We start from the raw sequence: 14,391 nt of genomic DNA, 5'->3' as shown, positions 1-14,391 counted from the left end.
AGGTTGGGCTGTTATTCGATCACGTCATCCGCGCGCACCAGCAACGACGGAGGTATCTCCACGCCGAGCGCCTTTGCGGTCTTGTGGTTGATAACCGTCTTGAACTGCGTCGGCTGCTCGATGGGAATCTCGGCGGGGCTGGCACCCTTCAAGATCTTGTCGACGAAAACAGCGGCGTGGCGGAACATTGCGGTGAAGTCCACACCGTAACCCATCAGGGCGGCCCCCCGGGAGGCGACAATGGGTGCGGCGACCGATGGCACGCGGCACTTGTCCACGATCGCGGCGACCACGGACGTGTTGGTGACGAACGCGTTTGCGTCCGTGATCACGAGGCCGTCCATAGGGTTAGAGCCGACGAGTGACAGCGCGCTTTCGAGATCGCCGGGAACGTCGACCTCGATAGGTAGCAGCTCCATCTTCAACGCCTGCGCTGCGTTCCTCATGGTGCTCATTGTAGCGTTGTTCAGTGGATTTCCTCGCTGCATGAGCACCCCTACGCGTCTCGTCGAGGGAGTCAGGCCAGCGAGAATCTCCAAGCGCTTTGCAGCCAGTTCTGTCAGGAAAAAGGTCTGTCCCGTGATGTTGCCGCCAGGATGAGCCATGCTGGCTGCAAGGCCTATGGTCACCAGATCGGGGCCCACGATCATCACCGTCGGGATTTTTGCCGTTGCGTTGTGAGCGGCAAGAATCCCGGGAAATGTGGCTGTGACGAGAACGTCAATATCAAGAGCGACGAGTTCATTCGCAAGCGCCGGCAGCCTTGCGTCGTCGCCACCGGCGTCGCGATATTCGACATGAACGTTCACGCCGTCAACCCAACCGAGATCGCCGAGCCCCTTGAGGAATGCGTCGACTTCCAAATTCCGCGGTGGCGGGAGGAGAAGGCCAATTCGAGGCCTTCGCTTCCCTTGCTGTGCTCGCGCTGCCAGAGGCAACGCAGACGCCACACCAACCAGAGTCAGGAATTCTCGTCGTTTCATTACCAATCCAATCTCATACACTCCGGCTGAGAACAGCCATTGTTCTACGTTGCTCCAAGCGAACTGACGACCGGATCGGGGCAAAGGCGGCAGTCTGCACCGGAGGCGATGACTTCTGCTCTCCCCAGACTTCGGACTTGCCGATGCCCACGCCAACCGACGCTCCACGCCAGGGAGCGACGTCATTCCCCGCAGCAGCGGCTTGGATCATGGCGAGAGCGACGCCACGTAGGCAGCCAGCGCGATCATGTCGTTCTGCGACAACTTTTCGACGGTCTGTTGCATCAGGGAGCTTGCGCTTGCCACGCGCCCCCCGCTTTGAAACTCATGAAGCTGGCGCACGATGTAGGTCGGCGAGCGCCCGGCAATCGGCGGAATATCACCGACGCCCTTCAGCTCCGGACCGTGGCAGCTACCGCAGGCAACGGTTATTCCCGATCCGCCCGTCTTGGCGAGTGTTTCTCCCCTCGTCAGGCTTCCAACCGGCACATAGGCTGTGAAGGTCGCTCGGGAGTCTCGGAGCTCGAATTGATCCACATCGTCCGGCATCTCGACGATGCGCGGGCCGAGGATTTCGGAGCCGCCCTCGGTGCTTTTGACGAAGAACAAGCGGGACGGCCCCGTCTTTGGAATGCTTTCACTTTCGACGACCTTGATAATCTGCTGGGGCTTCTGCGCAGAGAAATACGCTGCCGCAGCACGCACCTCGGCGTCGGTCATGGCTTTGACTGACGCCATCATCAATTGTGTGGCAGGCCTCTCCGGCCCCGACATCTTTCGCGCGCCGCTTTTGAAATCAGCGAGTTGCTGAACAAGATAGCTCTCCGGCAAGCCCGCCAGACTCGCATTTTCAGGACCGCCGGTGCCCTCGACGCGATGGCACGATCCGCAAGCGCGGACATCCGGCTTTCGTCCGTTGGCAACGATCTCCGGCATGGCCGGATGGTCATCAGGATGCCAATCAGGCGCAAAGAAAAGGTCGCGCGCCTGCTTCCAGCTGAACGCGGCATTACTGCCGGCGAGTTGATTGGGCTTGTCGTCAGCCGGGGGCACCTTCACGGTCGGATCCCACAAGAACGCCCAGGCCGGAAGCCCATTCTGCGCCAAGGCAGCCGTTGCTGTAAGGATCACGGCTGCCCACAAAATTGGCACAGACATCTTCATGGCAATAAACCTCTGCAATGTATCGAGTAAAATCACCAAAAAAGAAAAAAGAAACTTAGCACTTCGAAAGCGGAGTGCCGGAGCTGCACGCCCAGATCTGCTTCACCACAGGAAGCGCACATCGCTCCTTCACGGGAAGCACACAATGGTCTTTTGTCGACCGGTGCAATCCTGGCATCCTGCCAGTGTTTTGCCCGACGCGTCAACGTCATGGCCGCGGCGAATGTCGTCGCTGCGCGTTTCGGAAATCCCTTATTAATCAAGGGGCCTTCTACTGTGCATGGGGTTGTTTTCGCGTTTTTTGTTTTGAGCCCTTAAAAAAAACACGCAAGACCCCGCATGACCACTCACCCGGCCTGCAGGATCTCCGCGATCGCCGCCCCCGCCGCGATGGTGCCGAGCTCGCCACCGACATCGCGCGTTGCCCTGCCCTCGCCGATCGCCTTCGCTACCGCCGCCTCGATCGCACGCGCGGCTTCCTCGTACTGCACCGCGCCGCTCTTCTCACCATGCCAGGCCAGCAACAACGCCGTCGACAGGATCAACGAGACCGGATTGGCGACGTCCTGCCCGGCAATGTCAGGCGCCGAGCCGTGCGCGGCCTGCGCCATGGCGTGGCTGTGACCGACATTGAGCGAGCCGCCGAGCCCGAGGCTGCCCGAGAGTTCGGCGGTGAGATCGGACAGGATGTCGCCGAACATGTTGGTGGCGACGATGACGTCGAAGCGGTCGGGGTTGCGCACCACATGCGCCATCATGGCGTCGACGAGGATGTCGTCAACCCCGAGGCCGGGATAGGCCTTTGCCGCCTCGCGGCAGATCTGGAGGAACATGCCGTCACCGAGCTTGAGCACATTGGCCTTGTGCACGATCGTCAGATGCTTGCGCCGCTTCATCGCCAGCCGGCACGCCGCGTGCGCGATGCGCTCACAGCAATGGCGCGTGATCCGGCGCAGCGAGATCACGACATCCGATGTGACCAGCATCTCGCCATTGCCCTGCTCCATGTTGCGGTCGGCGTAAAACCCTTCCGTGTTCTCGCGCACCACGACGAGGTCGAAATCGCCGACCCGGCCGGACAGCCCCGCATACGTGCGTGCCGGCCTGAGATTGGCGTAGAGGTCGAGGTTCTTGCGAAAATGCCGCGACGGGTTGATCTCGCCACGGGCTTCGTCCTTGAAATCGAAGGTCGCGGTCGGCCCGAGCACCAGGCCGTCGGCGGCGCGGACGGTGTCGAGCAGCTCGGGGCGCACCGTCGTACCGAATTGTTTGAGGCTCGCATGGCCGACTGCGTGCTCCTCCAGGCGCAGATTGAGCTGGAAGCGTTCGGAGGCCGCGCGCAGCACGCCTGATGTCGCGGTCGTGATCTCGGGCCCGATGCCGTCACCGGGCAAAACGACGATGTGCATGGCGCTCCCCTGACATTGCAGCCGTTCGCGCGATCATACGCCGGCGCCCGGAATCATCGCCCAGCCTTCGCGCATACACTGCATGCAAGCATATGCCTGTGGCAGGCGGCCGCGCCGTAGTACATGCCAAAGTCCCCTGGAGCCGGCCGCCGGAGCAACGCGCCCACGCAATGACAATCACGTTACCTGCCACCGCGCGCAAGCCCGACCACACCATTTCCGACGGCCTTCCAACCGCACAGCGGCGCTGGGCCATTGCCGCGATCTTCACCGCGCTGGCGATGGCCTCGCTCGACACCGCGATCGCCAACATCGCGCTGCCCGCCATTGCCGGCGACCTGCATGTCAGCCCGGAGCAATCGGTCTGGGTGGTCAACGTCTACCAGATCGCGTTGGTGGCGACGCTGCTGCCGTTGGGAGCACTCGGCGAGATCGTCGGACACCAGCGCATCTATCTCGGCGGCCTGATCCTGTTCACCATCGCCTCGCTGTTCTGCGCGGTGGCCTGGTCGCTTGAGAGCCTGCTGGTTGCGCGCACGCTGCAAGGGCTGGGTGCGAGCGGCATCATGAGCGTCAACACGGCACTGGTGCGCTTCGTCTATCCCGGCCGGATGCTGGGCCGCGGCTTCGGCCACAACGCGCTGGTGGTCGCGACCGCCTTTACCTTCGGTCCTTCGATCGCCTCCGCCATCCTCGCGGTCGGCCCGTGGCCATGGCTGTTCGCCGTCAACATCCCGTTCGGTCTGGTCGCGATCGGCATCGGCTTTGCGATGCTGCCGAAGACGCCGCGCGCCGATCACGGCTTTGACTTTTTCGGCGCGGCCCTCGCGTCGGCCTGCCTCGGCCTGTTCATCACGGGCATCGGGAGTGCCGCGCATAATCTGTCACCAGTGGTCGTGGGCATCGAGCTGCTCACGGCCTTGGTGCTCGGCTTCATCCTGACGCGCCGCCATGCCGATCATCCGGCCCCGATGCTGCCGATTGATCTGTTCAGCCGGCCGATGTTCGTGCTGTCGGCGGCGACGGCGGTGTGCTCGTTCGCGGTGCAGGGTCTCGCCTTCGTCTCGCTGCCGTTCTATTTCGAGGACGTGCTGGGGCGTTCGCAGGTCGAGACCGGCTTTTTCATGACGCCATGGCCGCTGGTGGTCGGCATCATGGCGCCGATCGCCGGACGCCTCTCCGACCGGCACGCGGTCGGATTGCTCGGCGGCATCGGGCTCGTGCTGCTGGGCCTCGGCATGGCCTTGCTCGCGATGCTGCCGGCCAATCCTGCGATCCCCGACATCATCTGGCGGATGGTGATCTGCGGTATGGGGTTCGGCTTCTTCCAGGCGCCGAACATGAAGGCGGTGATGTCGAGCGCGCCGCCGCATCGCAGCGGCAGCGCCTCGGGCATCGTCGCCACCGCGCGCCTGACCGGGCAGACCACGGGGGCGGCGCTCGCCGCGCTCTGCTTCTCGCTCGCTGGTCACAATGGCGCAGTCGTGGCATTGGCACTCGGCGCCGGCTTCGCAGCGCTCGGCAGCGTGATGAGCTTTTTGCGGCTGGCGGTGAAGTAGACCGTCAGGCCAGATGTCGGGCCGCCGTCACCTCGACGGTCGCGACCGGAACGACCGTCTCTTCGTCGAGTGCGGCGAGGCGCTCATCGATGGCAGCGATCACCTTGCGCGAGAACGGCCCGAGATGCGCATAGGCAGCGATCATCTGCACGGCGATCCGCGCCGATGTGGTGTCGCGCTTGGCGCAGTTCATGAAGGTCTGCCACAGCGGCCCGCGCGCCTCGGGAAGGGCCGTGACCACCTTGTGCACCGTTTCCATCGCGCCGATCCGGGCGCGGATGTCGCCTTCCGCGAGCTCCTGGCGCTGGCGAGAGCGGTCGAGCAGCGTCATCAGACGGTCGATGCGCCTCGCATAGGCCTCCGGGCTGTAGATGTGCTCCAGCACGCGCTTGTAGTCCGTCAGGATGTCGCGCAACGGGCGCACCGGATCGAAGTTGATCCCGGCGGTGCACTGATCGGCGCCGATGGTCGGCGCCAAATCGTGGCCCGGATGCAGCCGGCCTTCGCGCTCGAGGCGGCGCGTCAGCTGCGTGTTCGGCAAGGCATAGAGCAGGCCGACCATGCTGACCGGGATCGCCGCCTCTTCGATGAAGTCGATCATGGCATCCGCCATCGAAAGCTTCTCATTGTCAAAGCCGACGATGAAACCCGCGGTGACGAGCATGCCCGCGGCGTAGATCTTGTGGATGCTCTCGGCGATGTTGCGCCGCGTGTTCTGCTTCTTCCGCATCGCGACCAGCGTCGCCGGATCCGGACTTTCAATGCCGACGAAGATGGCGAAGAAATTCGCCTGGCCCATCAGGTCCAACAGCTCGGGATCGTCGGCCAGATTGACCGAGGCTTCCGTCGACAATTCGAACGGATAGCCATGAGCACGTTGCCATTCGGCGAGTTGGGGCAGGAACAGCCGCAGCGACTTCTTGTTGCCGATGAAATTGTCGTCGACGAAGTCGAGATGGCCGCGGTAACCCATGGCGTAGAGCCTGTCGAGCTCGACCAGCATTTGCTCATTCGTCTTGGTTCGCGGCACCCGGCCATAGAGCTCGATGATGTCGCAGAACTCGCAGGTGAACGGGCAACCGCGGGAATACTGCACACCGAGATAAAGGTAGTCCTCGAACTTGAGCAGGTCGAAGCGCGGCACCGGCGTCTTGGTGACGTCGGCCTGGAATTTCGGCGCGATGAAGACGCCGGAGCGTGCGCCACTGTCCCAGGCAGCGACGAATTCGTGGAGAACGCTTTCGGCCTCGCCGAGCACCTGGAAGTCGGCCCTCTCATAGATATGGGGGCTCGAGGTGGGATCGGGACCGCCGACGACCACCGGCTTGCCCGCGGCACGGCAAATTTCGATCAGGCGCAGCGTGTCGGCCTGCTGCGGCATCATTCCGCCGGTGAAGACGACGTCGGCCCAGGAAAGATCCTCGTCGCTGAAGGCTTCCGTGTTGCAATCGATCAGCCGGACCGTCCAGCTCTCGGGCAACATCGCGGCAACGGTGATCAGCCCCAAAGGGGCCGCGGGCCGCTTCACGCCCAATACTTTGCAGGATTCGCCAAAGCTCCAGAAGGACTCTGCCGAGAACAGCGGATAGAGCATCAGGACGTTGCAAGGCTGCGGTACGTTCATGGAACCCCTTTTTGGCTGATTCCACTGTAGCAGAGCATTGTCGACTTGCACCCTGCCAAAAGGGACAAACTGTCGCTCTCGGTTCCACGGGCGTCGGCGCGGAAGCCGGTAGACGTCGCCCCAAACCATGCCGCGGGCGCTCAGGGAAGGAATCCCCGGCGGCTGCCCCTCGGACTATTGATTTGAACGTTTCCAATTTGCCGGACACATTGCGCCCCTGAGTCCAATCGGTGGATTGGGCCAATCAGGGGACTGCGATGGCAAACCTAACAATCAACGGAAAGACCTTCACCCTCGACGTCGAGCCGGATACGCCGCTGCTCTGGGCGATCCGCGAGAACGCCGGCCTGACCGGCACCAAATATGGCTGCGGCATTGCACAATGCGGTGCCTGCACGGTTCACATCGACGGCGTCGCCATTCGCTCCTGCGGCGTTTCGGTCGGCGAGGCCGCAGGCAAGAAGATCACGACCATCGAAGGGCTCGCCTCCGGCAATGCACTGCACAAGGTGCAGGAAGCCTGGATCGCCCAGGACGTTCCGCAATGCGGCTATTGCCAGAGTGGAATGATCATGGCGGTGGCGGCGCTGCTGAGCGAGAAGCCGAAGCCGACCGACGCCGACATCGACGAGGCCATCACCAATATCTGCCGCTGCGGCACCTTCCAGCAGGTGCGCGAAGCGATCCACACGATCGCAAGCGCGTAAGGAGCCGCCACATGAACAAGCATGTCTCTCCCAGGATGAACCGCCGTGCCTTCGTCATCGGCACCGCCGCGGTCGGCGCGGGTCTCGCAATCGGCCTCGATATCCCCTTCGGCGGCCCCGCCGTGGTCCGCGCGGCCGACGGCTCCCCCGAGATCGGCGCCTGGGTGGTGGTCAGGCCCGACGACACCGTAGTCATCCGCATCGCCCGCTCCGAAATGGGCCAGGGCTCGCTCACCGGCCTCGCCCAGCTCGTCGCCGAGGAACTCGAATGCGACTGGTCGAAGGTCTCGACCGAATATCCGACACCGGGCCAGAGCGTCGCCCGCAAGCGCGTCTGGGGCGATTTCTCGACCGGCGGCAGCCGCGGCATCCGTTCTTCGCAAGACTATGTCCGCAAGGGCGGCGCCACCGCCCGCGTGATGCTGATCCAGGCCGCCGCCGAGGCGTGGAAAGTGCCGGCGTCGGAATGCACGGCCGCCAACAGCGTCATCACGCACACGCCGTCCGGCAAGACCACGACTTATGGCAAGGTCGCCGAGGCCGCGGCCAAGCTGACGCCGCCGGCCGACGTCAAGCTGAAGGACCCGAAGGACTGGAAGCTGATCGGCAAGGGCGTGAAGCGGCTGGACACCGCCGAGAAGACCACCGGCACCATGATCTACGGCATCGACGTCAAGCTGCCGGGCATGCTGAACGCCGCGATCAAGGATTGCCCGGTGTTCGGCGGCAAGCTGAAGAGCTTTGACGAAGCCAAGGTCACCGGCATGAAGGGCGTCAAGAAGGTCGTCAAGGTCGGCGATACCGCGGTTGCGGTCGTTGCCGACACCTGGTGGCACGCCAAGACCGCGCTGGATGCGCTGCCGATCGTCTGGGACGAGGGCGACAACGCCAAGGTCTCGAGCGAGTCGATCGCGAAATGGCTGACGGAGGGCCTCGCCAACGAGCAGCCGGCCTATGTCGGCAACAAGAACGGCGATGCCAAGGCGGCGATTGCTACTGCCGCCAAGAAGATCGAGGCCGTCTATAGCTATCCCTACCAGAACCACGCCACGATGGAGCCGATGAACGCCACGGCGCTCTACACGGCCGACAAATGCGAGGTCTGGTGCGGCACGCAGAATGGCGAGGCGGCCTTCGCGGCCACGTTGGAAGCGTCGGGCCTCCCGGCGGAGAAGTGCGACGTGCACAAGGTGATGCCGGGCGGCGGCTTCGGCCGGCGTGGCCAGACCGACTATGTCCGTCAGGCCGTCATGATCGCCAAGCAAATGCCGGGCACGCCGATCAAGCTGTTGTGGTCGCGCGAAGAGGACATGGCGCACGGCCGATATCACCCGATCACCCAGTGCAAGATGACCGGCGCGTTCGATGCCGACAACAATCTGGTCGCGCTGCACTACCGCCTGTCCGGGCAATCGATCCTGTTCTCGCTCCGTCCCGAAGCGCTGCAGAACGGCATGGATCCGGCCGCATTCCAGGGCGTCGCCCAGACCGGCGAAGCCGCGTTCGGTTATTCCGTGCCAAACCTCCTGGTCGAGCATGCGATGCGCAACCCGCACGTTCCGCCGGGCTTCTGGCGCGGCGTCAACGTCAATCACAACGCGATCTACATGGAATGCTTCATGGACGAGCTCGCCCATGCCGCAGGCCAGGACCCGCTCGAATTCCGCCGCAAGCTGATGGGCAATCACCCCAAGCATCTGGCGGTGCTCAATGCCGTGGCCGAGAAGATCGGCTGGAACACCCCGGCGCCGCAGGGCATCTATCGCGGCATCGCGCAGGTCATGGGCTATGGCAGCTATGTCGCCGGCGCCGCCGAAATCTCGGTGACCGACGGCAACAAGATCAAGGTGCATCGCATCGTCGCCTCCACCGATCCCGGCTACGTCGTCAATCCGGCGCAGGTGGAGCGGCAGATCGCGGGGTCCTTCGTCTATGGCCTCTCCGCGCTGTTCTACGGCGGCTGCACCGTCAAGGACGGTAAGATCGAGCAGACCAACTTCGACACCTACAATTCGATGCGCATCAACGAGATGCCGAAGGTCGAATCGGTGATGGTGCCGAGCGGCGGGTTCTGGGGCGGTGTCGGCGAGCCGACCATCGGCGTCGCGGCGCCGGCGGTGCTCAATGCGTACTTCGCGGCGACGGGCAAACGCATCCGCTCGGTGCCGCTGCGCGATCAGAACATCACCTTCGCCTGAGAAACGCCGCGGCGGCCGTAACGGCCGCCGCGGCACACTTTCCGGACAAGACTCATGAATGCGCCGGTGACACGGCGGGTTGCCGTCCTCGGCATCACCGCCGCGGCCACATCATTCGCCGCTCCTTCGATCCTGCGCGCGCAATCGGCGGGCCGCGTCGTCGTGGTCGGCGGCGGCTTTGGCGGTGCGGCCTGTGCGCGCGCGTTCAAGCGCGCCGATACAAGATTCCAGGTGACGCTGATCGAGCCAAACACGACCTTCACTTCCTGCCCGTTCAGCAACGAGGTGATCGCCGGCCTGCGCGATATCGAGGCGCAACAGTTCGGTTACGAAAAGCTTGCCGCCGAGGGAATCGCCGTCGTCGCTCAGGCCGCGACGACCATTGACACGCAAAAGCGCAGCGTGACCGCAACCGATGGCACCGCGTTTGCCTATGATCGTCTCGTGCTCTCCCCCGGCATCGACTTCCATTTCGGAGCCATGCCCGGCTACGACAACGCGGCATCAGAAAAAATGCCGCACGCCTGGAAGGCCGGCGCACAGACGCTGCTGCTGCGGCGGCAATTGGAGGAAATGCCGGACGGCGGCACCGTTGCCATTGCCATCCCCGCCAATCCCTCGCGCTGTCCGCCGGCGCCTTACGAGCGCGCCAGCCTGATCGCGCATTACCTGAAAACGAGGAAACCGCGCTCGAAGGTCTTGATCCTCGACGCCAAGGACACTTTCTCCCAGCAGCGGCTGTTCGAGAAGGCGTGGAAGGAGCTTTACGGCGACATGATCGAACGCATCGGGCTGTCGCAAGGCGGCCGCGTGACCTCGGTCGATGCCGCGACCAGGACCATCGTCACCGAATTCGGCAACTACACGCCTGATGTCGCCAACGTCATTCCGCCGCAACGCGCCGCGCGCATCGCCCAGATCGCGGGCGCTGCGGATGCGACCGGCTGGTGCCCGATCGACCCCGTTACCTTCGAGTCGAAGCTTGTCCAGAATGTCCACGTCATCGGCGATGCCTGCCTCGGCGGGGGCATTCCCAAATCGGCATCCGCGGCAAGCGCACAGGGCAAGGCCTGCGCTGCTGCGATCGTGAACCTCCTTGCCGGCCGCGCACCAGAAACGCCGCGGCTGACAGGCGTCTGCTACAACATCGTCGCACCCGGCTACGGCTTTTCGCTCGCGGGCAATTACCAGCCCAAGGGCGACATCTTCGCCGAGGTCGAGGGCGGCGCGACCAGCCCGGTCGATGCACCGCGCGAATTGCGCGCCCGCGAGGCGGCTGAAGCCGAGCACTGGTTTCAAACCATCACGGCGGACACGTTTGGCTAAGGCATCGGTCCATATCGCAGCTCTGATCGCCGCCAGTTGCGCCTTCGCCTGCCATGTGGGAGCCGAGGAGCTCCTGCCCTACAACATCGCCGGCGACGGCATCGCGGAATCGCTCACCGGCGCGCCCGGCGATGCCGCGCGCGGGCGCGCGCTGGTGCTCGCGCGCACGACAGCCTGCATCCTGTGCCATTCCGGCCCATTCTCGGAGACCCGGTTCCAGGGCGACCTCGCGCCTGACCTTTCGGGTGCGGGGAACCGCTGGACGGTAAGCCAGTTGCGGCTTCGACTGGTCGATGCAGCGCGTTTAAACCCCGAGACCATCATGCCGTCCTATTATCGCAACGACCACCTCGTGCGGGTCGGGCGAAATTTCGTCGGCAAACCGATCTTGTCCGCCGCCGAGATCGAGGACATCGTGGCTTTTCTTGCAACGCTTCGGGACTAGGACTGTTCATGCCAACCACGCGACGACAATTCCTAAATCTCGCCGGAAGCGTGACGTTCGCCGGGACGATCCCGATCGTCACGCTGCGGCCGCTCGGGGCGACACCGGCGATGCTCACCGCCGCGATCCGCAACGTCGTCGGCGAAGCACCTGTCCGCACCGGCAAGGTGAAGCTCGACATTCCGCCGCTGGTCGAGAACGGCAACACGGTGCCGCTGACCGTGAGCGTCGCGAGCCCGATGACGGCGAACGACTACGTCAAGAGCATCCACGTCTTCAACGAGAAGAACCCGCAGCCGAACATCGGCAACTTCCATCTCGGCCCGTCCTCCGGCCGCGCCCAGGTCTCGACCCGGATTCGCCTTGCGGACACCCAGAAGGTGGTGGCGATCGCGCGTCTTTCCGACGACACGTTCTGGCAGGTCACGACCGAAATCGTCGTGACGCTGGCCGCCTGCACCGAGGAGATGAATTAATGGCCGCGCTCATCAACGTTCCGGCGAAGGCCAGGCGCGGCGAAATCATCGAGATCCGCACGTTGACCTCGCACATCATGGAGACCGGCTTCCGCCACACGGCGGACGGCGCGCTGGTGCCGCGCGACATCATCACGAGCTTTACGTGCCGCTACAACGGCACCGAGATTTTTCGCGCCGATCTCTTTCCTGCGATCGCGGCCAATCCCTATCTGTCGTTCTTCACGGTCGCGAAGGACAGCGGCGAGTTCGAGTTCGAATGGATCGGGGACAACGGCTATTCGTCCAGCGCATCGGCGTCGATCACGGTCGAATGAGTTTTTGGCGCGCGATAGCGGCCGCGGCGCTCCTCGCCACCGGCCCTGCCCTGCTCGCCGGCGAGATTCCGCCGGACGCGCGCCGCTCCGGCTATTCGTTCATGGGGCCCGACACGCGCGCGATGCAGGATGACGACACCTCGAATCCCGGCATGCTGTTCGTGCTCGACGGCGAGGCGTTGTGGACGAAGAGGACCGGCAGTGCCGACAAGGCCTGCGCTGACTGCCATGGCGATGCACGCCGCAGCATGAAAGGCGTCGCCGCGCGCTATCCGGCGTTCGACAAGGCGCTGGCGCGCCCCGTCACGCTCGACCAGCGCATCAATCTCTGCCGCAGCAATCATCAGCAGGCAACGGCGCTCCCCTACGAGAGCCGCGACCTGCTGGCCCTGTCCGCCTTCGTCGCGCACCAATCGCGCGGCACCGCGATCACGGCTGGCGGCGATCCACAACTAAAACCCTTCGTTGAGCAAGGGCGCAACCTCTTCATGCAGCGCGAAGGCCAGCTCAACCTCGCCTGCGCCAATTGCCACGACGACAACTTTGACAAGCGCCTCGCCGGCGCGCCGATCACGCAAGGACAGCCGACCGGCTACCCGCTCTATCGCCTGGAATGGCAAACGCTGGGATCGCTGGAGCGCCGGCTTCGCAGTTGCATGACCGGCGTCCGCGCCCAAGCCTATGATTACGGCGCACCCGACCTGGTCGCGCTCGAGCTCTACCTGATGTCGCGGGCGCGCGGCCTGCTGATGGAGACGCCGGCCGTGCGGCCGTGATCCGTCAGATTAGGGCTAGGCACGCGCGGCACGGCCGCTAGTATCCCTCCCAAACAAAACGAGTCATCCGGGAGGGATACAGTGGCTTACCATCAGATTTCGCGTCGTACGCTCTTGACGGGCACTGCCGCAGCTGGCGCGCTCGGCCTGACGGGATTGCCAGCCCGCGCGGAGGTGAACTGGAAGAAATACGCCGGGACCAAGCTAGAGGTGATCCTCGCCAAGGGCCCGCGCGGCGACAACCTGCAAAAATACGTCAAGGAGTTTACCGAGCTCACCGGCATCCAGGTGGAGGCGGAGCAGATTCCCGAGCAGCAGCAGCGCCAGAAGGTCGTGATCGAGCTCACCTCGGGCCGGCCGAGCTTCGACGTCGTCCATCTCAGCTATCACGTGCAGAAACGGCAATTTGAGAAAGGCGGCTGGCTCGCCGACCTCACGCCTTACATGAAGGACCCGACGCTGACCGCGCCCGATCTCGTGGAGAGCGATTTCTCGGCCGCCGGCCTGCAATACGCCAAGAACGACAAGGGCCAGATGCTGTCGCTGCCCTGGTCGGTCGACTATTTCATCCTCTATTACAACAAGGAGCTGTTCCAGAAGAAGGGCGTCGCCGTCCCCAAGACCCTCGACGAGATGGTCGCGGCCGCCGAAAAGCTCACCGATGCCAAGGAAGGCACCTACGGCTTTGTCGGACGCGGCCTGCGCAACGCCAACATGACGTTGTGGACCAACTTCTTTCTCGACTATGGCGGCGAATTCCTCGATGCGAAGGGCAACATCCTGACCGACGGTCCGGAAGCCATTGCTGCAACCAAGCTCTATCAGACATTGTTGACGAAAGTCGCTCCGCCCGGCGTCGCCGGCTTCAACTGGATGGAGTCGATGGCCTCGTTCACGCAAGGACGTTCGGCGATGTGGATCGACGGCGTCGGCTGGGCGCCGCCGCTGGAAGACCCGGCGGCCTCGCGCGTGGTCGGCAAGGTCGGCTACACCGTCGTGCCGGCCGGTCCGAAGGGACAATATTCAGCGACCTATGGCGACGGCATCGGCATCGCCGCGGCGAGCAAGAACAAGGAAGCCGCCTATCTGCTCTGCCAATGGGTGGTGTCGAAAACGCAAGGCGCCCGGCTGTTGCAAGCCGGCGGCGGCGTGCCGTTCCGCAACTCGATCCTTGGCGATGCCGAGATCCAGAACGGCGTGAAGATGCCCAAGGAGTGGCTGCAGTCGGTGATCGATTCCGCCAAGATCAGCAAGCTAGGCCTGCCCGTCGTGATTCCGGTCGCCGAATTCCGCGATCTCGTTGGCGCGGCGATCACCGCAACCCTTGCCGGCGCCGATCCCGCGACAGAGTTGAAAAAGGCCCACGAGCAGTACCGGCCAATCCTGGAGCGCAGCGAAAAGGCGTGA

The 14,391-nt window shown here is 64.0% G+C and carries 13 protein-coding genes; 9 read left to right on the top strand and 4 right to left on the bottom strand.

Features of this window, described 5'->3' with window-relative positions; genetic code table 11:
• Positions 1-11: 11 nt before the first annotated feature.
• The 3 genes from BRA471DRAFT_RS12475 to BRA471DRAFT_RS12465 form a co-directional block, all read right to left on the bottom strand.
• A complete protein-coding gene (locus BRA471DRAFT_RS12475) occupies positions 12-863 on the bottom strand; it encodes an ABC transporter substrate-binding protein (protein WP_231171110.1) in 852 nt (283 codons plus the stop codon).
• Positions 864-1,190: 327 nt separating this feature from the next.
• The gene (locus tag BRA471DRAFT_RS12470) at positions 1,191-2,147 is read right to left on the bottom strand and encodes a c-type cytochrome (RefSeq protein WP_007607648.1); all 957 of its coding nucleotides are present in this window, start codon (positions 2,145-2,147) and stop codon (positions 1,191-1,193) included.
• A gap of 347 nt (positions 2,148-2,494) precedes the next feature.
• Positions 2,495-3,556 carry an isocitrate/isopropylmalate dehydrogenase family protein gene (locus BRA471DRAFT_RS12465; RefSeq protein WP_007607647.1) on the bottom strand — a complete coding sequence of 354 codons (1,062 nt, stop codon included), beginning with the start codon at positions 3,554-3,556 and terminating at the stop codon, positions 2,495-2,497.
• A gap of 170 nt (positions 3,557-3,726) precedes the next feature.
• Between BRA471DRAFT_RS12465 and BRA471DRAFT_RS12460 the strand changes: the two genes are divergently transcribed.
• Positions 3,727-5,115 (top strand): MFS transporter, encoded by a 1,389-nt coding sequence (locus BRA471DRAFT_RS12460; protein ID WP_007607646.1) that lies wholly within the window; start codon positions 3,727-3,729, stop codon positions 5,113-5,115.
• 4 nt (positions 5,116-5,119) lie between these two features.
• Here the strand turns inward: BRA471DRAFT_RS12460 and BRA471DRAFT_RS12455 are convergent, their stop codons facing one another.
• Positions 5,120-6,739 (bottom strand): B12-binding domain-containing radical SAM protein, encoded by a 1,620-nt coding sequence (locus BRA471DRAFT_RS12455; protein ID WP_007607645.1) that lies wholly within the window; start codon positions 6,737-6,739, stop codon positions 5,120-5,122.
• A 257-nt stretch (positions 6,740-6,996) separates the two neighbouring features.
• On the opposite strand from BRA471DRAFT_RS12455, the gene BRA471DRAFT_RS12450 reads away from it, so the two are divergent.
• The 8 genes from BRA471DRAFT_RS12450 to BRA471DRAFT_RS12415 all read left to right on the top strand — a co-directional run bounded on the left by BRA471DRAFT_RS12450 (position 6,997) and on the right by BRA471DRAFT_RS12415 (position 14,391).
• Positions 6,997-7,446 (top strand): (2Fe-2S)-binding protein, encoded by a 450-nt coding sequence (locus BRA471DRAFT_RS12450; RefSeq protein ID WP_007607643.1) that lies wholly within the window; start codon positions 6,997-6,999, stop codon positions 7,444-7,446.
• A gap of 11 nt (positions 7,447-7,457) precedes the next feature.
• Positions 7,458-9,644 (top strand): molybdopterin cofactor-binding domain-containing protein, encoded by a 2,187-nt coding sequence (locus BRA471DRAFT_RS12445; protein WP_007607638.1) that lies wholly within the window; start codon positions 7,458-7,460, stop codon positions 9,642-9,644.
• A gap of 54 nt (positions 9,645-9,698) precedes the next feature.
• Positions 9,699-10,970 (top strand): NAD(P)/FAD-dependent oxidoreductase, encoded by a 1,272-nt coding sequence (locus tag BRA471DRAFT_RS12440; protein ID WP_007607637.1) that lies wholly within the window; start codon positions 9,699-9,701, stop codon positions 10,968-10,970.
• The gene (gene soxX, locus BRA471DRAFT_RS12435; RefSeq protein WP_007607636.1) at positions 10,963-11,415 is read left to right on the top strand and encodes a sulfur oxidation c-type cytochrome SoxX; all 453 of its coding nucleotides are present in this window, start codon (positions 10,963-10,965) and stop codon (positions 11,413-11,415) included. The genes BRA471DRAFT_RS12440 and soxX overlap by 8 nt, the downstream gene beginning before the upstream one ends.
• Positions 11,416-11,423: 8 nt before the next feature.
• Complete coding sequence (locus BRA471DRAFT_RS12430; RefSeq protein ID WP_007607635.1) at positions 11,424-11,891, top strand: SoxY-related AACIE arm protein; 468 nt, start codon at positions 11,424-11,426, stop codon at positions 11,889-11,891.
• The gene (soxZ, locus tag BRA471DRAFT_RS12425) at positions 11,891-12,208 is read left to right on the top strand and encodes a thiosulfate oxidation carrier complex protein SoxZ (RefSeq protein ID WP_007607634.1); all 318 of its coding nucleotides are present in this window, start codon (positions 11,891-11,893) and stop codon (positions 12,206-12,208) included. Before BRA471DRAFT_RS12430 ends, soxZ begins: the two co-directional genes overlap by 1 nt.
• A complete protein-coding gene (gene soxA / locus BRA471DRAFT_RS12420; RefSeq protein WP_007607633.1) occupies positions 12,205-12,984 on the top strand; it encodes a sulfur oxidation c-type cytochrome SoxA in 780 nt (259 codons plus the stop codon). The genes soxZ and soxA overlap by 4 nt, the downstream gene beginning before the upstream one ends.
• Before the next feature lie 81 nt (positions 12,985-13,065).
• Entirely contained in the window at positions 13,066-14,391 is a 1,326-nt protein-coding gene (locus BRA471DRAFT_RS12415) for an ABC transporter substrate-binding protein (RefSeq protein ID WP_007607630.1), read from the top strand.

Source organism: Bradyrhizobium sp. WSM471, from assembly GCF_000244915.1.
In the GTDB taxonomy this organism is placed as follows: domain Bacteria; phylum Pseudomonadota; class Alphaproteobacteria; order Rhizobiales; family Xanthobacteraceae; genus Bradyrhizobium.
The sequence above is the reverse complement of the archived record's forward strand: the minus strand, read 5'-3'. Positions and strand labels throughout refer to the sequence as shown.